The following is a 20,950-nucleotide window of genomic DNA, read 5'->3' on the forward strand; positions in this document are numbered from 1 at the left end:
CCGCGCCGGGTTTTTTATTGCCCGAATTCAGCCGCCATAGCTCCAGTGGTAGAGCAGTCGCCTTGTAAGCGAATGGCCCGGGGTTCGAATCCTCGTGGCGGCACCACATTGGTGAGTAGCACAGCGGTAGTGCAATCGGCTGTTAACCGATCGGTCAGTGGTTCGATCCCACTCTCACCAGCCAGTAACACCTGTAGCCAGGGCAGCCTCACGGAAGGCCTGGACGCTGATAAGCCGGTAGTGCAGCGCTACGGAAAAACACCGGCAGCCCGCGCACCCTGACCTCACTGTGCTTACAGGGCGGCGCGAGACAGGAAAGGCGAGATCGATGCATTAGGGCGTCGACGCTGGGATTGTCTTTGGCTGACAGCGGGAAAGACCGCGCACCTATTCAGGGCCTCGAAATTGATCGGGGCCTTTTCGTTTTCGGCTCCGCCACACCCATTGCTCCGAGCTGGGAGTGCTGTGTGAGCCGACCTATTCTTCCTGGAGTAACCAATGGCAGAACCAGCGAGCACTGCCGCCAGCGTAGTGCTGGTCAAATACGGCGTGGTCATGGCTGCATTCATTGGCTCTATCTTGTCTCTTGGCTTCCTGAGGGATTTGACCAGGGGCCAGGCGGCCGCAGCAGTGGCTACCGGCTTCTTTTTCTCGGTGTACCTAACGCAACCCGTTACTGGATGGCTTGCTGCAAGGCTAGAGCTTGCGGTGGACGACAACCTTCTTTGCGGCGTTGCCTTCGTACTTGGCCTGACCGCCATGAACATCATCCCAGCCATCAAAGCAGTCATAGGGTCTTTCCCGACGACGCGAGGTGCCTGACATGAACAGCATTCTTGTATCAGCAATGGGGGTGGTTGATGCGCTCCTGTGCGTGCTGGTCGCACTGGCTGCATGTGACTACCTGCGGAAGGTTCGCCCAGTCGATCAGCCCCTGCTGTGCACGGCCTTCTATTTGGTAGCCATTGGCGCGTTCGGCGCCTTCGTAACAGCCATCCAAGGTCACTGGGTCAACCCGTTCGGCGTGATGCTTCATGCCGGCGTGGTGGCTTATGCCTGGGCCAGGCGCGGGCATGTATTCGGTTCGACGGGTTAATCAGGCGGGTGAAGCGGATGGATTACGTCCTCGATGACCATACGTACTCAGCCAGCTACCAAGACCTGCGCGAAGAACATGCCCGATACATCCAGATGACTGACAAGCGCTTCCTGAAGGAATTGCCAGGGGCACTGCACTTCGCGGTGTTCGTGTGCTGGTTCAAGGAGCTGCCCACAAGCCAGGTGCTTTCGGATGAGGGGATCGTCCACCAACTGGCCCACCTTATCCATTTGAAGGGTGAGCCGGTTGTGATGCGGCGTCTTGCAGAGATCCGGGAGCTGTTCGATAAGCAGCTGTGGCTTGCACCGTAATCCGCGCCACGTTTTCGAATGCGCCAAATCGTGGCGCGAGACAGGAGTAGGGCATGACCGTCAAGGTTCTGGAGTTCAAGCGTGAAGACTGGCGCGATGCCGCCAAGACCTTGCGCAAGATTGCCGATGACCTGGACGCTGGCGAGCATCCCGAGTGCACGGTAGGCGCCTTGACGCTGATCGGCGCGAAGGGAGAGGTGACCGTGTTCGGTCTCGGTCCCAAGTGCGATGACCTTCAATGCCTGGGTGCCATGCGCCTGGGTGAGCAGAAGCTGATTGATGTGCTGCTGGACACCGGCGACTGAGGACAACCAATGGATAGGCCAATGCCCCCGGCGTCATTACTTGATTTGTCCGGCCTCTCAGACTTCGGTATCCGCCTGACCCCGGCGCCCGAGGTTTGGGAATGGCTCCAGGCCGAGATCTTGGCCGACACGGGCTGCATTCACAACGAAGACCATGCCCACCTACTGGATGCAGACATACAGGTCATGTGGGCATCGTCGAGCTTCCATAAGCAGGGGCGCACTGTGCTGGGCCAAGCTGAACGGGTGGCGTTCCGCGCCGGCGGCTGGCAGAAGGCCCGGATGGAGCAACAGATGCGTGATTGGTTCGGTGATGTGCCGACCTTCATCATCACCTTGGCTGCTGACTACTGCGCCCAGTGCAGCGACACCGACTTCTGCGCCCTGGTGGAGCATGAGCTCTATCACATCGCCCACGCCAACGATAAGTACGGCCAGCCTGCCTTCACCAAGGAAGGGGCGCCGAAGCTTGAGATGCGTGGACACGACGTCGAAGAGTTCGTCGGTGTCGTCCGCCGCTATGGTGCGAGCCCTGACGTTCAAGTGTTGGTGGATGCAGCAAACAAACCCGCCGAGGTGGGGAAACTGAACATATCGAGGGCCTGCGGAACCTGTCTGCTCAAGCTGGCTTAATCCTTGACAGCCCTTGACGGAAAACGAATCTATGGCAGCCCTGAAAGATGAGGTGAAGGCCTTTATTGTCCAAGCCCTGGCCTGCTTCGACACCCCCAGTCAGGTTTGTCAGGCCGTCAAGGAGCAATACGGCATCGAGGTATCCCGCCAACTGTGTGAGCGATACGACCCAACCAAGTATTCCGGTCGTGACCTTGGGCAGAAATGGAAGACGTTTTTCGAAGAATGCCGTAAGCGCTTCAGAGAAGAGACAGTCGATATCCCGATCGCTAACCGTGCCTTCCGCCTCCGCGCTATGAATCGCTTCGTGGAGAAGGCCGAGACGATGAAGAACATCGGCCTGGCCATGCAGATCCTCGAACAGGCTGCGAAGGAAACCGGTGACATCTACGTCAACCGGGCACGGAAGGAAGAGGCCGGCGACGAACCGGTGATCCCGACCCGCATCCAGGTCGACGTGGTGGATGCGAGGAAGCCGAATGCCGAGCCTTAACGTTCCGCAGGCTCAGTTCCTCACGCTGCCCCATAAGTTTCGTGCGTTCGTCGCTGGGTTCGGCTCAGGCAAGACCTGGGTGGGCTGCTCGGCACTGAGCAAACACTTCATGGAGTGGCCCGGCGTTAACGCTGGCTACTTCGCACCGACTTACCCGCAGATCCGGGACATCTTCTATCCGACCATGGATGAGGTGGCCTATGACTGGGGGTTGAAGACCAAGATCAACCAGGCGAACCACGAGGTTCACATCTACAGTGGCCGGCAGTACCGCGGCACTGTGATCTGCCGGTCGATGGAGAAGCCGCAGACGATTGTTGGTTTCAAGATCGGCCAAGCCCTGGTGGATGAGCTGGACGTGCTGACCGCCATCAAGGCGCAGCAGGCCTGGCGCAAAATTATTGCCCGGATGCGCTACAACTTGCCCGGGCTGAAGAACGGGGTGGACGTCACCACGACACCGGAAGGCTTCAAGTTCGTCTTCCTGCAGTTCGTGAAGCAGCTGCGCGACAAGCCTTCACTGAAAGAAATGTACGGCCTGGTGCAGGCCAGCACGTTCGACAACGAGCTGAACTTGCCGGATGACTACATCGCATCCCTGATGGAGTCGTATCCGCCGCAGCTGATCATGGCGTACCTCAAGGGCCAGTTCGTCAACCTGACGTCCGGCACGATCTACACCGCCTACGACCGCAAGCTCAACGGATGCTTCGACACCGTGCAGCCTGGTGAGCCCCTGTTCATCGGGATGGACTTCAACGTCGGCAAGATGGCGGCGATCACCCACGTCAAACGCGACCAGGGGCTGCCCAGGGCCGTGGATGAACTGATCGACGGCTACGACACGCCCGACATGATCCGACGCATCAAAGAACGTTACTGGCAGCACGACGGCAACGACTTCAAGAAGACGTGCGAGATCAGGATCTACCCGGATGCCTCGGGCGATTCACGCAAATCCGTGAACGCCAGCATCACCGACTTGGCCATGCTGAAACAGGCCGGGTTCGCGGTAATCGCTCCAGCGGCGAACCCGCCGGTGAAGGACCGAATCAACGCAATGAACGCCGTCTTCTGCAATGCGCAGGGCGAGCGCCGCTACCTGGTCAACCCGTTCACCTGCCCAACCTACGCCGATGGCCTAGAGCAGCAGGTATGGGGTGCAAACGGGGAGCCAGACAAAACCGCTGGCATCGATCACGCGAACGACGCCGGCGGCTACTTCATCCACCGCGAGTACCCGATCATCAAACCGGTCACCGCTATCAAAATGGGATACGCCCGATGAGCAACGACGTCTCCTTCAAGCGGGCGGAATACACGGCAGTGCTGGACCGCTGGGCTACCGTCCGCGATGTCTGCGCCGGTCAGCATCGGGTTGTCGATCGGCTCCCGTACATCAATGCGCACGACAAGTCGCCAGAGAACGAAGACCGGAACCGGGCCTACCGCGAGCGGGCCGTGTTCAAGAACGCCACCGGGCACACCCGAAATGGGCTGCTGGGCCTGGCCTTCCATAAAGACCCGACCCTCACGGTGTCTAAGAAGCTGGAATACTTGCAAGACAATGCCAACGGCTCCGGGGTGAGCATTTACCAGCATTCACAAGGCACGCTTGAGAAGGTGCTTGAGGCTGGCCGCCACGGCCTGTACGTCGACTATCACCAGGACGACGGCATCGGCGGGCACTCGGTGATCCTGTCGTACTGCGCCGAGGACATCATCAACTGGCGTACAGGCATGGTAAACGGGCATAGCGTGCTGACTTTGGTGGTGCTGCGCGAGTCTCCGGAGATTCCTGACGGATTCGGCTACAAGACGGCTGAACAGTACCGGGAATTAGCGCTGGAGGATGACGGCTTTGTGTGCCGGGTCTGGCGCCGGTCCGGTCCGAAAGGCGGCGGGCCACTGGCGATCATCGAAGAGTTCAGACCGAAAGGCGTAACCGGTCGCCTCAAGGAGATCCCGTTCACCTTCGTCGGCGCGCAGAACAACGACCCAAGCATTGATGAGTCACCGCTCTACGATATCGCCATGATCAATCTGGGCCATTACCGGAACAGCGCAGATTACGAAGACAGTGTCTTCTGGTGCGGCCAGGCTCAGCCGTGGATCTCTGGCTTGGACGAGCAGTGGCGCGACTGGATGGAGAAAAACGGCGTCTATGTCGGCTCCAGGGCGCCAATGATGCTGCCGGCCGGCGGCCAGTTCGGTTACGCGCAGCCCTTGCCCAACACGCTGGTCAAAGAGGCGATGGCCGACAAGAACCAGATGATGATTGAACTGGGCGCCCGGATGGTGGTTGCGTCTCTGTCGTCCAAGACGGCGACCGAGGCCCGCGGTGACCAATCGGCGTCCACATCAGTGCTGGCCGGCTGCGTTGCAAACGTCAGCGAGGCCTACACCCGGGCAATCATGTGGTGCTGCGCCTACATGGGTATCGCTGACAAGAAGGTCGCCTACCAGGTGAATCAGGAGTTCGTCGAACTGACGGCTGATCCACAGATGATCACCGCCCTGGTTGGGCTATGGCAGCAAGGCGGTTTCGCTAAGGCAGACCTTCGGGCCTACCTGCGCAAGCTGGGCCTGATTGCGCCAGAGCGTACAGACCTGCAGATCGACGGTGAACTGGAAGAGCAGGGCGACGGCCTGGGCCTGGATGACGAGGACAAACCAAATGGCGGTAAATCTGGCAGTACTTGATGCCGCGATCCGGCACGCGGTCTTCCTCGAAAAGCTCAAGGCGGGGGAGGTGGGCAAGTTCGCTCCCTTCCTCAAGGAGATTGACCGATCTATAAGGGATCGGCTGACCCAGTCGGACCTGACCGAGTACAACACGAAGCGCCTGGAAGCGTTGCTGAAAGAGGTCGACAGCCTGCTGCTGGGCATCTTCGACCGCTACAGTGCGCAACTGAACCTCGACCTGGTGGATATCGCCAACTACGAGGCTGAGTTCGAGGCGACCAGCATTGCCAGGTCGGCGCCGGTTGGTGTGTCGCTGGATGTGGTCGCGCCGACGGCCGCTGCAATTCGCACCGCAGTGCTGACGAATCCGCTCAGTGTGCGAGGCACCGGCGGCGGGAAGCTGCTGAAGGCCTTCATCAAGGGCTGGACCGGTGCAGAGCGTGAGCGCGTCACAGGCACGATCCGGCAGGGCTTCTTCGAAGGTCAGACGAACTTCCAGATCGTCCGCAACATTCGCGGCACCAAGGCGGCAGGGTACAAAGACGGCATCCTGGCCACCACCAACCGCAATGCCAGCACGGTCGTGCACACGGCTATTCAGCATGTGTCGTCCCAGGCGCGGATGGAGGTGGCCAAGGCCAATACGGATATCGTCGAAGAGATTCAGATGGTGGCAACGCTGGACAGCAAGACAAGCCAGCAATGCCGCTCCATGGACAAACGCAAGTTTCCGGTGGATTCCGGGCCAAGGCCGCCGTTCCACCCGAACTGCCGAACCACCTTCATCCTGCTGACCAAGCTGAGTGCAATGTTCGCCAAGGGCGCTACGCGGGCCTCGGTGGGTGCCAATGGCGGCCAGCAGGTCAGTGCAGATCTCGATTACTACCACTGGCTTCAGCAGCAGCCGGCAGCGTTTCAGGACGTTGCCATAGGCCCGGTACGGGCCAAGCTATTCAGGGAGAGCGGATTGACCGTGGAGCGCTTCACCGAGCTGCAGCTTGATCGGAACTTTTCACCTCTCAACCTTGCACAGATGAAGGCTCTTGAGCCTCTGGCGTTTGAGAGAGCTGGGATATAAGGTTCGTCATTCAAAATGCATGGAGCACAGTTATGGCAAACCAAATACCCATCGACATCATCGCGTTGAAAGGATGGCAACTCAGATACGCGTTAGCCACATATGTGGGGGATCTCGAAACGACGGATACGCCAAGTCTGCGCTTTACTCATGGCGAGCCTTTCTCTGTAATGGAAATGGTTGATAGACCTGCCTATCGACTTGAGGATGGGAGCGTTATCGAGGGCAAGAGAGTCAAAAAAAAGGAGCCTCGTGCACTCAGAAGTGATGAGCTGAGGTCAATCCTTGATAAATATGACATTCCCGTGGAAGAAGTCGGAATAGATTTTGTTTACACGGTGGATGGCCGAACCTTCAAAGACATATTTCAAGACGAGGCGAAAGCGCGGGCAATCATTGCCATGGTGACGAAGCAAGAAAGTGTTCTTGTCCCGGACCTTTAGAAATTGAATTGTATGACTTCAAATGAACCGCCTTCGGGCGGTTTTTTATTGCCTGCAAAGCGGGCGAAAAATACCCAAGGGGTGCATCAACGTGGCAGAAGAAAACGAAATCGACCTGGAAAATCCGGCAATCAAGGCCGCTATCGCGACTGCCGTTGAAGCATCCGTTTCCGGATTGAAAACCAAGAACTCGGAGCTACTGGGCAAGCTGAAGGAAACCTCCGGCAAGCTGACTCAGTTCGAAACCCAGTTTGAAGGCATCGACATCGACGCCGTCAAAGGCCTGCTCAGTCGGGCGGGCCAGGACGAAGAAACCAAGCTGCTTACCGAGGGCAAGGTGGACGAGGTGTTCAATAAGCGCACCGAGCGCCTGCGTGGCGAGCATGACAAGCAGTTGAAGACGCTCGCCGGTCGCGCTGAAAAGGCTGAAGCCTTCGCCGCCAAGTTCCAGGGCAAAGTCCTGGGTGACTCGGTGCGCGGCGCAGCACTGAAGGCTGGCGCACTTCCTGAGGCAACCGACGACATCATCCTGCGTGCCAAAGGCGTGTTCTCACTGAACGAAGAGGGCGAAGCGGTCGCCGTTGACGAGAATGGCCAAACCATCCTTGGCAAAGACGGCAAAACCCCTCTGACTCCGCTCGAATGGGCCGAGTCTTTGCGCGAAAGCGCACCCCACCTGTGGCCAAGGGCTTCAGGGACACATGCCCCGGGCGGGGGCGGCGGCCAGGCTGCATCCAAGCGCTCCGAAATGACCTCCGAGCAGAAGCGCGACTTCCAGCGCAAGCACGGCCAAACCGCATATCTCGCATTGCCCAAGTAAGGGGAAAGACCCATGCCTACAACTGTCAACAACGACCTGATTATCTACAACGATGAGGCGCAAACCGCCTACCTGGAGCGCATCCAGGATAACCTGGACGTGTTCAACGCCTCGTCCAACGGCGCAATCGTCCTCGATAACGAACTGATCCAAGGCGACTTCCGCAAGCGTGCTTTCTACAAGCTCGGCGGCGGCCTGGAGCATCGCGATGTCAACTCCGACGGCAAAGTCACCGCTAAGAAAATCGGCGCCGGCGAAGCTGTAGGCGTCAAGGCTCCGTGGAAATACGGCCCGTACCAGACTACCGAAGAGGCGTTCAAGCGCCGCGGTCGTGCGGTTGATGAGTTTTCCCAGATCATCGGCGCCGACGTGGCTGACGCCACCATCGAAGGCTTCATCGAGTACGCCACCGGCGCGCTCAAGGCTGCCATCGGCTCCAATGCTGCCATGGTGGTGTCGGCGAACATCGAAACCGACGGCAAGAAGACCCTGACCCGTGGCATGCGTAAATTCGGCGACAAGTTTGGCCGAATCGCGCTGTGGGTCATGCACTCGTCTGCCTACTTCGACATCGTTGATGAAGCGATTGCGAACAAGGTTTACGAAGAAGCTGGCGTAGTGATCTACGGAGGCCTGCCTGGCACCCTGGGCAAGCCGGTACTGGTGACCGACAAGGCGCCGGTGGATGCGATCTTCGGCCTGCTGCCGAATGCCGTGGTTATCACCGAATCCCAGGCGCCGGGTTTCCGTTCGTACGACGTGAACGACGAGGAAAACCTGGCTATCGGCTACCGCGCCGAGGGCACCGTCAACATCGACGTGCTGGGTTACAGCTGGAAGGAGTCCACCGGTGGCACCAACCCAACCTTGGCTGCCGTCGGCTCTGCTGCGAACTGGGTCAAGCACTCGGACAGCAACAAGGTTACGGCCGGCGTAATGATCAATCTCACCGCCACCCCACCGGTTGGCGGCTGATAACCGCCCCAGGAAGCGGCCAGCAATGGCCGCTACGGAGATTTCGATGGAACTCGTTTATACAAACCAGCTTGATGGCTTTGAGCCGGGCAAGCGCTACCGCGTCCCAGGGCTATTCCGTAGCGTTGAGCGCGATGCAACCGCAGTGAGCGTGGTAGGTGACTATCCTGAGATCGTCACGGCGTACGAAGATGCCGGTGTCGACGTTGAGGTTGTCGAGTTACCGGCGCCTGTTGCTGTCGGCAAACAGGCGATCGCATCTGGCGAACTGTCCAAGCTGCTTGCCGATCTGCAAGGCGAGAGTGACGCAATGGTTCTGCTGGTCGATGGCCTGGAGGCTGGCGAAATCCACCGTCCAAAGACTGGCGCACTGGCGTTGCGCTTGTTTGAAGTGCTGGGCACCATCCAAGCTTCGGTTGGACAGCTGACCACTGAGCGTGACGGCCTGGTGCTGACTGTCGACACACTGCGCGAAGAGATCAAGGCGCTGAAGACGGCCTCGATCACACCACCGCCTGATGAGGTCGGTGAAATCGCGGCGCTGAAAGCAAAGCTCGATGAGGCCAAGGTCCAGTATCGGGCCAATGCCTCGAAAGAATCCCTGGAAAAGCTCGTAGCTGAGCTGACCAAGGAGTAATACTGCTGGCTGTCGGTGATCCGGCAGCCAATCTTCAAACCATTCCAGCGAGTTGACGCATGACACTCATCATCGAGGACGGCACCGGCAAGCCTGACGCCGAAAGCTACGCGAGCGCCGAGGACCTGGCCCTGTATGCCGTGAAATTCGGCACGGTCATCCCCGCAGGCGCTCCTGAGCAAGAAGCGCTACTGCGCCGGGCTGCCTTGGCGATGGATGGCATGACCTGGAAAGGGCGCAAGATGAGCAGCGAGCAGGCCTTGTCCTGGCCTCGCCGGGAAGTGCTTTTGGACCAGGAGATCAAGCCGAACAACTACCTGCCGGCGCGGATCCAGTACGGGCAGATGGCCTTGGCCGCCGAGATTCATCAGGACGACATCGACCCAATCGACAAGCGCAAGGGTGCTGTGACGCTGGAGCGCGTCGAGGGTGCGGTAACTCGGGAGTACGCGACGATCTCCAACACCAGCAATCGACTGTTGCCGGCGGCGCCTGATCGGCCGAGCGCTACGCAGTTTGCCGACTTCCTACAAAAGCGCGGGCTGTTCGCTGTCCGGGCCTAGTTTGGAAACTGTTCTGTCAGTTGAGAAAGTAGATGGCCGACGTCCGTTTGAATTCCGTAGACACAGGAGAACCATGCCTGTGAAGCTGGGTCAGCATTCACGCTTACCAGGATATTAGCTGCAGCAGTGCTTACTGCGGGCTCAAAATAAAACTCTTCAAGCTCAGTGCGATCGCGCTTTTTTCCATCGATCGTTCCAGTTTTTGCGTACCGCTTCAGTTCCTCCTTGAGAGACCGAAACCCCTGCTGAAGCTCATCTTTCTCCAGTCGATTGAAGCTGGATTTACCTGCGTGCAATGCCATTAAGTCATTGGCCTGGGAGCACAGACTGCGCATCCTGGCAATGACTTCGAGTGCGTGCTGATTTTCAGTGGTCATCTTGATTTCCTTTTCTTTTCCGGCGGCTTGTTGAGCTGTCGATAGTAACCGCCCAATAACGCATATGCATCTGGAGCCACCATGGCCTTCTACGACGAAATGGCCGTGATGGCTCTGGAGATGATCACAGAGTTCGGCCAGCCTGTGACGATCAGCAAGACGGAGCCGGGCGAGTACGACCCGGAGACTGGCGGCGAAGCGCCAGGCGCGACCGTCGAGCAAACCGCCCAAGGCATCCTGCTCGACTTCACCGGCCAAGAATTCCAGAACAACAGCCTCATCAGGCAGGGCGACAAGAAGCTCAAGATCGCCGCGCAGGGATTGGCTTGGGTGCCGGGTCTGCTCGACAAAGTGGTCGCGCAGGGGCGCACCTGGTCAATCGTGCCGCCGCTGAAAGAGGTCAACCCTGCCGGTACGCCGATCCTGTATGAGCTGCAGGTGCGGTCGTGACGAACAAATACGCGAGCATGAACGGCAGCTTCGCCGAGAATATTCGCGACTTCGCCGAGCGAGCGAAGGGTGGTATCGACGCGACCATCCGCGAGATCGTCATCGAAATCGGTAGCAGCGTCATCCGCATGTCGCCGGTGGGCAACCCGGAAATATGGGCTGCCAACGTTGCACACCGCCAGGCGAACACTCGCACCGCCGACGACTACGACTTCAAGGTCGCAGTGCGCAACACGATCATCAACCTCAACGAATCAAACTTCACCAAGGCCGGTAAGCTGCGGCGTGGCGTGAAATATGCCAAACCCCTGACAAAGACGGAGCGAGACCAGAACTTCAATGTGAACGGCCTGGTCGCTGGCATGGACTACGTCGGTGGGCGGTTCCGTGGGAACTGGCAGTTTTCCATCGGTACGCCCGCAGAGGGCACGATTGATCAGGTCGACCCGGCCGGCGGTGTAACGCTGGCCAAGCTTCGATTACAGGTCCAGGCGCTTACGGCAGGTGAGACGGCCTATATCGTGAACAACTTGCCCTACGCAATCCCGCTTGAGTATGGGCACTCCACCCAAGCACCCGGCGGCATGGTCCGAATCACTCTGGCCCGCTTCCAGCAGATCGTCGACGAAGCCACAAGGAACAACCAGGTATGAGCCACGCCATCATCGCGTCGATATACGAGGCTAAGTTGCTTGCTTGGAGCAAGGTGCGAACGGAGCCGATCAAGGTTGTGTTCGAAAACGTCCAATACGACCCAGCCGACGGCGAGACCTATCTGCGGGCGTTCTTGCTCCCGGGCGATACCGCAAGCAGCACGCTAGCCGGCGATCATCGAGCATTCATCGGCGTCTACCAAGTCAGCATTGTGGCCCCGGCCAATACCGGAAAGACCAAGACGAACCCGCTTGTGGCTGAACTAACCGCGCTGTTCCCGCTGTATGCGCGGGATACAAAGGCCGGCCTCACCGTAGTTACGATGTCGCCAGTAGATCCTGGACCGGGCATGTCTGATCCACCGACATACACTGTGCCGGTGTCGTTTGAATATCGAGCCGACACCGCCTGATTCCGCCCATTGGGCAAACCAAGAACCCGCCATTGAGCGGGTTTTGTCATTTCTGAAAAGAGGAAACACCAATGGCCGTTTTTCTACCCAATGGCTCGACTGCCGCTATCGCCGCCTCGTATGACGCGCCGATCATTTTTACCGCGATCACCAACGCAACGGAAGCCGTTGTTTCGTCGGCCGGCCACGACCTAGAGGTCGGCGATTTTGTCGAAGTCACCTCTGGCTGGGCGCGCCTGAACAATCGGGTTGTTCGCATCAAGACCGTGACCGCTGACTCGTTCGTGCTTGAGTCGATCAACACGGCCAATGCGGCGCGCTTCATCGCCGGCGCAGGCGGCGGTTCGGTGCGCAAGATTCTGACCTGGGTGCCTGTGAGCCAGGTCACGGAATCGAACAAGTCCGGCGGCGAGCAACAAAACGTCACGTACTCGTTTCTCGAGGAAGACGACGAGCACCAAATCCCGACGTCGAAATCCCCGCTTTCGTTCACGCTGACCATGGCGGATGATCCGGCGCTACCTCACAACGAGGTACTGCTGGAAGCTGACGACGACAAGAAGCCGCGCGCAGTGCGCATCAACCTCGCCTCGGGTGGAGTCATTGTCTATAACGCTTACGCCTCGTTCGACAACGTGCCGTCGCTGACCAAGAACAACATCATGGCGGTGACCGCCGTTTTCGCTGTGGTCGCTAAATTCATTCGCTACGCCGCGTAATTGGAGAGCTCATGGCCAAGTTCAAATTGATTCAGAAGCCGACCTTCAAGGCACCGGTGATGATCCAGCGTGCCGGTTATAGCGCTGAGAAGGTGGAGTTCGAGTTCAAATACCTGGACCGCACAGCGCTCGCCGAGCTGTACACCGGCTGGAACGAGCGGCACGACGAGTTGAGCAAACAGGTAGGGGACATGGACCTCAAGGCATTCACCGCTGCTCAGATCGATCTGCAGGCGGACCAGCTGCTTGACGTCGTCGTTGGCTGGGATATCGAGGAAAAGTTTACGCCTGAAAATGTGCGAATCCTCGTCAACTCGATCAACTCAGCGCCGAAGGCCGTGCTGAATGCCTACGCCGAAGCTTTCAATGAGGCCCGCCTGGGAAACTCCTAATCGCTGCACGCGCGCTCTATGAGCCAACGCTAGAGGGCACGGATGCCTTCGGCTTCACCGCGGGCGATTACGTCGCGGAGGTCGGCATCTGGCCGGACAACTGGGACGCCTTCAAAGTCTTCGAGGCCATGAGCACCCAGTGGCGCACAGGCGCGTGCGGCGCAACAGGCATGGACTACAGCGTTCTCTCCGGGGTTATTCGGATGTGTGGCGTACCGATCAGCCAGCGACAAACCATTTTCAGCGACTTCAGGCGAATGGAGGCGGAAGCCCTGAGTGTTATGGCGGAGCAGCGGGAAGGTGCGAGGGGCGCCTGATCCTCAGGCACAAAGACGCAAAACAACCAACATGACGCGGCACTGCCGCAGGAGATACGTATGGATAAGCCTTTTTCCATTGTTGACGGGCAGCTTTACATCAACGAAGCCATGATCGGCGACAGCACCGTTGGGATGGTTCGCATCAGCGATGATCGAGTTCAGATTCTGTCTCAATCGCTGTCGGCCCTGAGTGTTCAAGTGTCCAGTGAAGCGGGTGCGAGGGCCGCCACAGATGCGGCACTCGCAGCGCGTATTGATTCGCTTCAGGCTTCGATCAAACCTGGTGCGTGAGATGTTTGGCGGCCTCTAGACCAAGCTTCGTCATTTCCTTGAGCGAGAACTCGTCGACCGGTTTGCCTTCAAGTTTTATGTTGACAATTACTGAGCACCCATCCGAATCCCCAAGATTTATTAGGGCTGTTGTGGGTGTGGTATGTCTGGAAAGCTGCAGATTGTTGATCGTCAGAGCCACATTGACCTCCAGGTCATAAACGCGCCGATATTGGCGCTATCCCAGTCCTTGGGCTTGTAGGCGAAGGACTGGGAAATCCTTTAGGCTTGCGTTTGCGTCTGCACTATCAAGCGCCACTCGACAGCTTTTCCGAAAGTCCCAGGATGCTGATGCTTATTCTGGGGCGGGAATGGGTCGCCTTTGTTTGAGGTGATTTCATCACCACAGCCCTCACATCGGTAAATTCCTGAAGCGAGAACTTTCTCGCCAGGCCCGAATGATGAATTCCATGGCGCTCCGCCAAGTAATGTTGGTGTGGTTTTTTCAAGGTGTTGCAATGATTCTTCAGTAAAAAGTGCCATTGTGATTCCTTTCTTTGGGCTTTGGGGGGAGGCACAAAGCTACTACGCCGACGAACACCCCAGTTACTGGCATTCCATCCACGCTGGATGCCTGGCCAGCTGCTTACCGATACGAGCCCGAAGAACCCCTCCCATGCGGGGCTTTCGTGTTGGCATTTTTCCCGCACTGGCTGATAGTGATAGCATCGCATTATCAGCCATGGACGACCCATGGCCACTGGAAAGGGACTTCAGATGTTCGTAGTCAGACTGGTAGTTTTGGGGTTCCTCGCTTTTTATAGCTACTCCATGGGAATGGAGCGCGGCGGCCTGAATGCATTTGGCCAGCTAGTGGTGTACAGCGGGATAGTATTCATCCCGGCTTTTTACATGCTCCCAACGATTGAGGCCTGGTTGCGCGAAAGCAATAATTTGCCAGCGATAGCGGCTGTTAATTTTTTTCTCGGCTGGAGCCTGCTGGGGTGGGTTGCCGCTTTGGTGTGGGCGTTTAAGCAACCGTCGCCTGTTGTCGTATCTGGGGCGGTGGGAGGAAATCCGAATCTAACTTCGGAAGATAAGCCAAAGAAAAACTGCGAATTCTGCGGAGAGGAAATCCTCTCGATTGCTATTAAGTGCAAGCACTGCGGCAGCGATCTAAAGCAGGCTTCCTAACCTCCGTCGAAACAAGCAAACCAAAAAAACCGCCTCCGGGCGGTTTTTTATTGCCCAAAGAAAAGCATCGGATTGCAGGTCAACCGTGCAAGAAGAGAGAAGCCAATGAGCACAAATTTCGCCTCCCTGGGCATTTCGGTGGAGTCTTCGCAGGCAGCTAAAGCTTCCGATGATCTGGACAAGCTTGTCGACTCGGCGGTGGATGCCGAAAAGGCCATAGACGAGCTTGGGAAAACTGGTGAAGGTCTCGCAAACACTGGCAAAAAAATCTCTCAGGCCGAGGCCGAAGTAGCGCAAGGGGTCGAAAAGACAACTGGTGCGATTGATCGTCAGGCAACCGCTGGCAAAAAACGCAGCGACAGTGCGGCGTACGAGATGACCATCACTCGGCAGCTTGAAGCTGCAGTTGCCGCCGCCGCGGGCTCCAGAGAGAATCTTTCGCGGGCAAATGAGCTTTACGTCAAAGCTCAGGAGCGTGGCCTGCTGCTGACTGAGGACGAGATTCGACTTGAGGGGCTTCTCGATAAGGCAGAACTGAAAGTCGAATCGTCGCGGATGCGGCAGATCGCAGCCGCCGAGAAAGAGAATGCTCAAAAGCAGAAACTGATTGAGTCAGAGAACCGTCGCATTGAGGCGCTCAAGCGAACTGTTAATGGCATAGATCCACTCACCAAGAAACTGGCTGAACTGGAGGCTCGTGAACGGGCTCTCAACGAGCTGCATAAATCGGGTGAGTATGACGCGCTTCGTTACAACGAGGCTCTGGCCAAGATCGGAAAAGACCGGGCGGGCTTGACCGAGACCGCCAGTGCATTCGACAAGCTGAAGCTAGGAACCCGCCAGGCGCAAGAAAACGTCATGCAGCTTAGTAACGCACTTCAGTCGGGGGACTGGGGTAGCGGGGTTCGTGCTGTGACCCAATTGGGAGTTGGCGCTGGCGCGACCATGACCAGTATGCTCGCCATCGCTGCACCTATTGGGATCGTGGTGGCCGCCATCGGCGGGCTTGCATATGCCTACCATAAAGGCAGCGAGGAACAGGAAAACTTCAGTAGATCACTGATTTTGACTGGTGATCGCGCCGGGGCAAGTGCCGCCCAGCTTAGCGATATGGCTCGCCAGGTGAGCGCAACAATCGGCACGACAGGGCAAGCTGCCAAGGTTCTGGCATCCTTGGCAGGTAGCGGCAAGCTCGCTAGCGGGAGCTTTGTTGAGATATCAGAAGCTGCTCTTGCCATGGAGAAGGCGACCGGCAAGTCGGTTGATGCAACCGTCGCAGAGTTCGTGAAAATTGCTGAGGATCCCGTCGCTGCGGCGAAGTCTCTAAATGAGCAATATCATTTTTTGACAGCGAGTGTGTACTCGCAAATCGTCGCGCTCCAAGAGCAAGGAGATACGGTCGGCGCTGCAAAGATACTTACCGACAGTTACGCCTCGACTATTGAAACAAGGGCTGGACAGATCACCCAAAACCTTGGGCTCATTGAGCGTGGATGGAATGACATTCGGGATGCTGCCAAGAAAGCACTCGATATCCCGCTATCGCTTGGTCGCGAAAAAACTCTTGCAGAGCAGTTGGATAGCGAAAGAGCCAAGCTGGCCGATCTGGATAAAAAAACGTCCGGAAACAAAATTGTTGCTGGTAGTGCTGCGGTAACAGAGGAGCGAAAGCAGCTTGAAGAGTCGATCCGCCTAAAAGAAGCCTATGTCGAGATTGAAAAGCGTCAAAGCAAGTACGTAGGCGACCGCAGAAAGATCGAAGACGACGCGGTGGATGCAACTGCCCGTGCTGACGCGAGGCACTTGGCCAACCTGTCGAATGAAGGAAAGCGCGCTCTCGAGATCAAAAAGATCAATGAGGACACTGCGAAGATCCGGGCGGCGAACCCTAACGACAAGAGGGTAGATCCGAAGTACGTCGCTGAGCAGATAAAGGACGTCAACGACAAGTACAAAGACCCGAAGGCCGCAGGCTCTCAAGTCGACCTAACCAGCTTCAACAACGCCAAAAACAACCTGTCCGACATTGTCACGGACTACCGAAACGCGCAGAAGGAACTGGAGGCGCAGCAGAAGGCCGGCGTGGTTTCGCTGTCGGACTATGCCAAGCAACGGTCGGCCCTGGTCAATCAGGAAAAGGATGATGTGACGGCCGCATACCAGGCCGAAGTTGATGCGCTGGAAGCGGCCAAGGCCAAGAAAGGCACAACGGCTGCTCAGAGCATCCAACTCGACCAGAAGATCGCCGATGCAAGGCAGGGGATGGTCAAAGCTCAGAAGGATGCCGACAGCCAGCTGACGGTCATAGCTACAAGCGAGAAGGGCCGACTGGAGCAGTTGACGGCCGCCTCGGAGGCGTACGTCAATCAGCTTGAGCGTCAGCGCGCCGCACTTGAAGCGGCTGGCTCCCGCGCAGCAAATGGGCTTGGGCTGGGCGACCGGCAAGCAGGATTGCAAGCCAGCCTCGACGCAACCACGGACAAGTTCAACGACGAGCGCGCCAAACTATTGGATCGCCGCAAGACCGCGCCTGATAAGTACAGCCAGGAAGACTACATGCGCGACCTGGCCAGCCTTGAAGATGCGGAAAGGAAGTACCGCGACACGGTGGTCGACAACTACGACAAGATGTCGGAGGCGCAGGGTGACTGGCGTAGCGGAGCCTCTTCTGCTTTCCAGAACTACCTGCAGTCTGCCAACGATGTGGCCGGCCAGACGAAAAGTCTGTTCACCAATGCCTTCTCCGGCATGGAGGACGCAGTCGCGAATTTTGCTGTCACAGGCAAACTTTCGTTCTCGGACTTCACCAAGTCGATCATCGCCGATATGGCCCGTATCGCCACTCGGCAAGCAGCGTCTGGCCTGCTGTCCAGTATTGCTGGCAGCGCAATAGGGGCCTGGTTTGGCGGCGGCGCTGGGGCAGGCACGACCAGCTTCGGTGCCGACATGGGCGGCGCTATCACCGCCAACGCCAAGGGCGGTGTGTACGACTCGCCAAGCCTGTCGAGCTTCAGCAACCAGGTGCACGACAAGCCGCAGATGTTCGCGTTTGCCAAGGGGGCTGGCATCTTCGCCGAGGCTGGGCCGGAGGCAATCATGCCGCTGACCAGATCGACAGATGGGAGTCTTGGCGTGCGCGCCTTAGGCCCTCCGGCAATGACCGCCGGCGGCAACACCGAGTCGAAGATGGAGATAACCATCAATATCAATCGTAATGGTGAAGCCGATGCGACCGCAGATACTGCAATGGGTCAAAAGCTGGCCCCGCAGTTCCTAACCTTGATCCGGTCTGAGATTGCAGCAAATGAACGCAGAACGTTGAGCCCCAGCGGGGGCGCAACGTGGCGCGTGATCAACGGGAGATAAGCAGCGGCAATGATTCGCCGTTAAATCTCGTTCAGGGATGACCGGACCTTATCAAGGACGAGTTGCTCAAGCTGGCGATAGGTCAGATCTTTCGCGCCCTCATGCTCGAAAGTTACCCCGAAAGTGCCGGCAGCCTGCCCGTCTTCCATCTCTAGCGAAATTGTGACGCTCCCGCCGATTCTGGTTTTCCCAATGCCTGGAGTGTCTTCGTAGACGCTTACTTCTGCCAGTCTCATTTTCATGTAATTACCCATTTCCTTGGTCAAAAAATCATTCTACCCGGAGCCATCATGGCGATCGAGACATTCACCTGGGCCACCCAGCATGGGGAGGCACCCGATATCACGTATCGGGTGCGCACCTCACAGTTCGGGGACGGCTACAAGCAAGAGGTTGGGGACGGCATCAACAACAAAATTGATTCCTACCCGATCACCCACACCGGCAACACCACCACGGCCTTGGCAATGATGGCATTCTTCGATCGGCACCAGGGCGCCAAAGCCTTCCTCTGGACAACCCCGCTTGGCCAGCTTGGCCTGTTCACCTGCAAGAACCCAACCCCTACGCCCATGGGCGGGGGTGTTTTCAAATTGACGGCGACATTTGAGCGCGCCTTCCACCCGTAAAGGTCAATCCATGTCGCTTATCAACGCTATCCAGACTCTTGAGCCTGGCAACGAAGTCATGCTGTTCGAATTGGACGGCAGTGATTACGGCGCCGATGTTCTGCGCTTTCATGGTCATGCGATACCGCACACACCTGCAGAACTGATCGCCGCCGGCGGCGACGCCGACCAACTGCCGGCCAAGTCGATCTGGTGGAAGGGTGAAGAGTACGGCGCCTGGCCCATGCAGTACGAGGGCAGCGAGGCGAATGGCGACGGCACTGCGGTACGGCCAAAGCTGTCGGTCGGCAACGTCAACGGGCGAATCACCGCGCTTTGCTTGGCCTTCGAGGATCTGCTCGAGTTCAAGCTGACCATTCGAAATACGCTGGCCGAGTTTCTCGACGCCGTGAACTTCGAAGGCGGCAACCCCACGGCCGATCCAACCCAGGAATCGATCGAGGTCTGGTATGTCGACCAGAAAACCAACGAGGACGGCGAGACAGTCAGCTGGGACCTGGCCAGCCCGGGCGACGTTGGCGGCGAGACGATCGGCAGGCAAATGACCACTCTGTGTCACTGGTGCCTAACCGGTGGCTACCGTGGCCCCAACTGCGGATACACCGGACCCTACGTCACGAAAGACGGGGTGGTTATCGATGATCCTGAATTGGACATATGCGACGCCACCCTGGGCAAGGGCTGTATCCCACGTTTTGGCGAGGGCAACCCCTTGCCGTTCGGTGGATTCCCCGCCGTTTCCTTGATAGCCCGGAGCTGACCATGCGCAAACACATCATTGCAGCCATCCAGGCGCATGCGGCCGCGGAGTACCCGAAAGAGTGCTGCGGGCTGGTACTGGCCGTGGGCAGGGCGCAGAAATACTTCCCGTGCCGAAACATCGCCACCGAGCCAAACGAAGAGTTCCGGCTCGACCCAGAGGACTACGCCGCGGCAGAAGACCAGGGTCAGGTGATCGGCATCGTTCACTCCCACCCGGACGCCACCAGTCGCCCGTCATCGCGTGACCTGGCGATGTGCGAGGCCACGGCCTTGCCTTGGCACATTCTGTCCTGGCCCGAGGGCGACCTGCGCACGATCACGCCGACCGGCAGCACGCCGCTGCTCAAGCGCCCGTTCGTACATGGCGCCTGGGACTGCTGGCAGGTCTGCGCTGATTGGTACCAGCGCGAGTGGGGCCTTGAGTTCGAGGCCTTCCAGCGCGCTGATGGCTGGTGGGAGAGTGAAGACAGCGCCAGCTTGTACGAGGCGAATTACGCCGCAGCCGGATTCGAGCAAGTCGACAGCCCACAGCGCGGCGATATGATCGTGATGGAGGTCGGTCGCACGGCCCACCCAAACCACGCAGGGATCTACCTGGGGACTGACCCGACGCTGCCTGGCGAAGAAGCCGGCATTTTCGGACCTGGCCCGTTTGTCCTGCACCACATGTATGGACGGCCGTCCGAGGTGTTCATCTACGGTGGCCCGTGGCTCCAGCGCACCCGCTTAATTCTTCGACACAAGGAGGCTAGATGAGCGCCATCGTTTATTCGCCGATGACCACTATCAAGTTGTCCGGCTCGCTGGCCCAGAAGTTCGGCAGGCTGCACCGCCGCCAGGTTGGCTCGGGCGACACGTGGGAGGTGTTCAGGGCGCTGAAGGCAACCATTGATGGGTTCGAAGCTGAGATCCGGCGACTTGACCGGCTCGGCCTTCGCTTTGCCATCTTCCGCAACCGGAAGAACGCCGGGCAGGATCAGTTCGGCATGGGCGGCACTAAGGAAGTCAGGATCGTTCCAGTGGTAGAGGGCGCTAAGCGAGCAGGACTGCTACAGACGGTTCTTGGTGTCATCCTGATTGCCATGAGCACTATAACCAACGGCGCAACCCTGGCGCCGGGTATCGCCCTCACTGCCGGGGGCGTTATTCAAATGCTGAGCCCGCAGGCGTCAGGCCTCAAGCAGAGCGCCTCACCGGAAAACATGCCCAGCTACGCATTCGGCAGCGCCAAGAACACCACAGCGAGCGGCAATCCTGTCCCGATCTGCATCGGCGAACGCCGATGGGGCGGGGCAATTATATCTGCTTCGATTTACGCAGAAGACAAGGCGTGACATGCTCAAGGCTGTAATGTCTAGAGGCT

The 20,950-nt window shown here is 58.2% G+C and carries 30 protein-coding genes and 2 tRNA genes; 29 read left to right on the forward strand and 3 right to left on the reverse strand.

Annotated elements, in window-relative coordinates; all coding sequences use genetic code 11:
* Positions 1-30: 30 nt before the first annotated feature.
* From BMH52_RS01265 to BMH52_RS01340, 16 genes are all read left to right on the forward strand, one after another.
* Positions 31-106 (forward strand) — tRNA-Thr (locus BMH52_RS01265).
* A 3-nt stretch (positions 107-109) separates the two neighbouring features.
* A tRNA-Asn gene (locus BMH52_RS01270) sits at positions 110-184 on the forward strand.
* Between the two features lie 314 nt (positions 185-498).
* Entirely contained in the window at positions 499-822 is a 324-nt protein-coding gene (locus BMH52_RS01275; protein WP_073842652.1) for a peptidase M48, Ste24p, read from the forward strand.
* Position 823: 1 nt separating this feature from the next.
* Positions 824-1,096 carry a hypothetical protein gene (locus tag BMH52_RS01280; RefSeq protein WP_073842654.1) on the forward strand — a complete coding sequence of 91 codons (273 nt, stop codon included), beginning with the start codon at positions 824-826 and terminating at the stop codon, positions 1,094-1,096.
* 17 nt (positions 1,097-1,113) lie between these two features.
* The gene (locus tag BMH52_RS01285; protein ID WP_073842656.1) at positions 1,114-1,410 is read left to right on the forward strand and encodes a hypothetical protein; all 297 of its coding nucleotides are present in this window, start codon (positions 1,114-1,116) and stop codon (positions 1,408-1,410) included.
* Positions 1,411-1,463: 53 nt separating this feature from the next.
* A complete protein-coding gene (locus tag BMH52_RS01290; RefSeq protein WP_073842658.1) occupies positions 1,464-1,715 on the forward strand; it encodes a hypothetical protein in 252 nt (83 codons plus the stop codon).
* A 9-nt stretch (positions 1,716-1,724) separates the two neighbouring features.
* Positions 1,725-2,348 (forward strand): putative metallopeptidase, encoded by a 624-nt coding sequence (locus BMH52_RS01295; RefSeq protein WP_073842660.1) that lies wholly within the window; start codon positions 1,725-1,727, stop codon positions 2,346-2,348.
* Positions 2,349-2,379: 31 nt separating this feature from the next.
* On the forward strand, positions 2,380-2,841 hold the full coding sequence (locus BMH52_RS01300) for a DUF2280 domain-containing protein (RefSeq protein WP_034135924.1): 462 nt from the start codon (positions 2,380-2,382) through the stop codon (positions 2,839-2,841).
* Positions 2,828-4,129 carry a terminase large subunit domain-containing protein gene (locus tag BMH52_RS01305; RefSeq protein ID WP_073842662.1) on the forward strand — a complete coding sequence of 434 codons (1,302 nt, stop codon included), beginning with the start codon at positions 2,828-2,830 and terminating at the stop codon, positions 4,127-4,129. The genes BMH52_RS01300 and BMH52_RS01305 overlap by 14 nt, the downstream gene beginning before the upstream one ends.
* Complete coding sequence (locus tag BMH52_RS01310; protein WP_073842664.1) at positions 4,126-5,544, forward strand: DUF4055 domain-containing protein; 1,419 nt, start codon at positions 4,126-4,128, stop codon at positions 5,542-5,544. Before BMH52_RS01305 ends, BMH52_RS01310 begins: the two co-directional genes overlap by 4 nt.
* On the forward strand, positions 5,519-6,604 hold the full coding sequence (locus tag BMH52_RS01315; RefSeq protein ID WP_073842666.1) for a minor capsid protein: 1,086 nt from the start codon (positions 5,519-5,521) through the stop codon (positions 6,602-6,604). The genes BMH52_RS01310 and BMH52_RS01315 overlap by 26 nt, the downstream gene beginning before the upstream one ends.
* A gap of 32 nt (positions 6,605-6,636) precedes the next feature.
* Positions 6,637-7,047 (forward strand): hypothetical protein, encoded by a 411-nt coding sequence (locus BMH52_RS01320; protein WP_073842668.1) that lies wholly within the window; start codon positions 6,637-6,639, stop codon positions 7,045-7,047.
* Between the two features lie 91 nt (positions 7,048-7,138).
* Positions 7,139-7,867 carry a hypothetical protein gene (locus BMH52_RS01325; protein ID WP_073842713.1) on the forward strand — a complete coding sequence of 243 codons (729 nt, stop codon included), beginning with the start codon at positions 7,139-7,141 and terminating at the stop codon, positions 7,865-7,867.
* A 12-nt stretch (positions 7,868-7,879) separates the two neighbouring features.
* Positions 7,880-8,842: a major capsid protein gene (locus tag BMH52_RS01330; RefSeq protein ID WP_073842670.1), complete on the forward strand. Its 963-nt coding sequence runs from the start codon at positions 7,880-7,882 to the stop codon at positions 8,840-8,842.
* Positions 8,843-8,867: 25 nt separating this feature from the next.
* Positions 8,868-9,479, forward strand: coding sequence for a hypothetical protein (locus BMH52_RS01335; protein WP_256575672.1), 612 nt, complete (start codon positions 8,868-8,870; stop codon positions 9,477-9,479).
* Positions 9,480-9,538: 59 nt separating this feature from the next.
* Positions 9,539-10,042 (forward strand): DnaT-like ssDNA-binding protein, encoded by a 504-nt coding sequence (locus tag BMH52_RS01340; protein WP_073842672.1) that lies wholly within the window; start codon positions 9,539-9,541, stop codon positions 10,040-10,042.
* On the opposite strand, the gene BMH52_RS01345 is transcribed toward BMH52_RS01340, so the two are convergent.
* Complete coding sequence (locus BMH52_RS01345; RefSeq protein ID WP_073842674.1) at positions 10,039-10,419, reverse strand: hypothetical protein; 381 nt, start codon at positions 10,417-10,419, stop codon at positions 10,039-10,041. The genes BMH52_RS01340 and BMH52_RS01345 overlap by 4 nt on opposite strands.
* 81 nt (positions 10,420-10,500) lie before the next feature.
* Between BMH52_RS01345 and BMH52_RS01350 the strand changes: the two genes are divergently transcribed.
* The 7 genes from BMH52_RS01350 (at position 10,501) to BMH52_RS01380 (ending at position 13,657) form a co-directional block, all read left to right on the forward strand.
* Entirely contained in the window at positions 10,501-10,869 is a 369-nt protein-coding gene (locus BMH52_RS01350; protein ID WP_073842676.1) for a hypothetical protein, read from the forward strand.
* Positions 10,870-10,886: 17 nt separating this feature from the next.
* The gene (locus BMH52_RS01355; RefSeq protein WP_073842717.1) at positions 10,887-11,522 is read left to right on the forward strand and encodes a hypothetical protein; all 636 of its coding nucleotides are present in this window, start codon (positions 10,887-10,889) and stop codon (positions 11,520-11,522) included.
* On the forward strand, positions 11,519-11,935 hold the full coding sequence (locus BMH52_RS01360) for a phage tail terminator-like protein (protein ID WP_073842678.1): 417 nt from the start codon (positions 11,519-11,521) through the stop codon (positions 11,933-11,935). Before BMH52_RS01355 ends, BMH52_RS01360 begins: the two co-directional genes overlap by 4 nt.
* A 71-nt stretch (positions 11,936-12,006) precedes the next feature.
* A complete protein-coding gene (locus tag BMH52_RS01365) occupies positions 12,007-12,654 on the forward strand; it encodes a phage tail protein (protein ID WP_073842680.1) in 648 nt (215 codons plus the stop codon).
* 11 nt (positions 12,655-12,665) lie between these two features.
* Positions 12,666-13,046 carry a phage tail assembly chaperone gene (locus tag BMH52_RS01370; protein ID WP_068967219.1) on the forward strand — a complete coding sequence of 127 codons (381 nt, stop codon included), beginning with the start codon at positions 12,666-12,668 and terminating at the stop codon, positions 13,044-13,046.
* Positions 13,046-13,363, forward strand: a complete 318-nt coding sequence (locus tag BMH52_RS01375; RefSeq protein ID WP_073842682.1) for a DUF1799 domain-containing protein — start codon at positions 13,046-13,048, stop codon at positions 13,361-13,363. Before BMH52_RS01370 ends, BMH52_RS01375 begins: the two co-directional genes overlap by 1 nt.
* A gap of 60 nt (positions 13,364-13,423) precedes the next feature.
* Entirely contained in the window at positions 13,424-13,657 is a 234-nt protein-coding gene (locus tag BMH52_RS01380) for a hypothetical protein (protein ID WP_073842684.1), read from the forward strand.
* A 261-nt stretch (positions 13,658-13,918) separates the two neighbouring features.
* Here BMH52_RS01380 and BMH52_RS01390 read toward each other — a convergent pair whose 3' ends face one another.
* Entirely contained in the window at positions 13,919-14,179 is a 261-nt protein-coding gene (locus BMH52_RS01390) for a protein L (protein WP_073842686.1), read from the reverse strand.
* A 210-nt stretch (positions 14,180-14,389) separates the two neighbouring features.
* Between BMH52_RS01390 and BMH52_RS01395 the strand changes: the two genes are divergently transcribed.
* Both BMH52_RS01395 and BMH52_RS01400 read left to right on the forward strand, forming a co-directional pair.
* Positions 14,390-14,830: a superinfection immunity protein gene (locus tag BMH52_RS01395; protein ID WP_218190419.1), complete on the forward strand. Its 441-nt coding sequence runs from the start codon at positions 14,390-14,392 to the stop codon at positions 14,828-14,830.
* Positions 14,831-14,935: 105 nt separating this feature from the next.
* The gene (locus tag BMH52_RS01400; RefSeq protein WP_073842688.1) at positions 14,936-18,196 is read left to right on the forward strand and encodes a phage tail tape measure protein; all 3,261 of its coding nucleotides are present in this window, start codon (positions 14,936-14,938) and stop codon (positions 18,194-18,196) included.
* A 20-nt stretch (positions 18,197-18,216) separates the two neighbouring features.
* Here BMH52_RS01400 and BMH52_RS01405 read toward each other — a convergent pair whose 3' ends face one another.
* The gene (locus BMH52_RS01405) at positions 18,217-18,438 is read right to left on the reverse strand and encodes a hypothetical protein (RefSeq protein ID WP_073842690.1); all 222 of its coding nucleotides are present in this window, start codon (positions 18,436-18,438) and stop codon (positions 18,217-18,219) included.
* Between the two features lie 48 nt (positions 18,439-18,486).
* On the opposite strand from BMH52_RS01405, the gene BMH52_RS01410 reads away from it, so the two are divergent.
* The 4 genes from BMH52_RS01410 to BMH52_RS01425 are packed head-to-tail and all read left to right on the forward strand — an operon-like array spanning position 18,487 to position 20,921.
* Complete coding sequence (locus tag BMH52_RS01410) at positions 18,487-18,825, forward strand: phage tail protein (RefSeq protein ID WP_073842692.1); 339 nt, start codon at positions 18,487-18,489, stop codon at positions 18,823-18,825.
* A gap of 10 nt (positions 18,826-18,835) precedes the next feature.
* Complete coding sequence (locus BMH52_RS01415) at positions 18,836-19,585, forward strand: phage minor tail protein L (RefSeq protein WP_073842694.1); 750 nt, start codon at positions 18,836-18,838, stop codon at positions 19,583-19,585.
* Between the two features lie 2 nt (positions 19,586-19,587).
* Positions 19,588-20,343, forward strand: coding sequence for a C40 family peptidase (locus BMH52_RS01420; RefSeq protein WP_073842696.1), 756 nt, complete (start codon positions 19,588-19,590; stop codon positions 20,341-20,343).
* Positions 20,340-20,921, forward strand: a complete 582-nt coding sequence (locus BMH52_RS01425) for a tail assembly protein (RefSeq protein WP_073842698.1) — start codon at positions 20,340-20,342, stop codon at positions 20,919-20,921. The genes BMH52_RS01420 and BMH52_RS01425 overlap by 4 nt, the downstream gene beginning before the upstream one ends.
* Positions 20,922-20,950: the final 29 nt, after the last annotated feature.

Source organism: Pseudomonas sp. BTN1, assembly GCF_001907715.1.
In the GTDB taxonomy this organism is placed as follows: domain Bacteria; phylum Pseudomonadota; class Gammaproteobacteria; order Pseudomonadales; family Pseudomonadaceae; genus Aquipseudomonas; species Aquipseudomonas paracarnis.